This window comes from Burkholderia sp. SIMBA_051 (assembly GCF_046534915.1).
In the GTDB taxonomy this organism is placed as follows: Bacteria; Pseudomonadota; Gammaproteobacteria; order Burkholderiales; family Burkholderiaceae; genus Burkholderia; species Burkholderia ambifaria.
The window spans coordinates 1-333 of record NZ_JAWRXS010000113.1; the positions used below are offsets into that span (position 1 = coordinate 1).

Annotated in this window: 1 protein-coding gene; it reads left to right on the top strand. The window is 57.7% G+C overall.

Annotated elements, in window-relative coordinates; genetic code table 11:
- Positions 1-333, top strand: a 333-nt coding sequence (locus tag SB771_RS33790) for a phage tail protein (RefSeq protein ID WP_410721891.1), incomplete at both ends; no start/stop codon positions are given.

Genomic DNA, 333 nt, shown 5'->3' on the forward strand with positions numbered 1-333 from the left:
GGTGAACACGCAACGGGCCTTTCGTAATGTCACGCGCAGCAACAAGGACGTGACGATGCAGGCGTCTATCGTGTTGCCTGACGATGAAGGCCTGATGCGCGCACAGACAATGCTCTGGGCTTCATGGGTCGGACGCAAGACCTTCCAGTTCTCGACCAGCCTTGCGTATCTCAGGTACGAACCGGGTGACGTGATGACGCTATACGGTGCGACGGGTCAGGCGTACCACATTCGCATTACGCGCTGCACATATGACGGACAGGGCAATCTGCAATGGGAAGCGCAGCTTGAGGAACCCGATATTTACCCGAGCGCGACCTATAACGCGCAGGG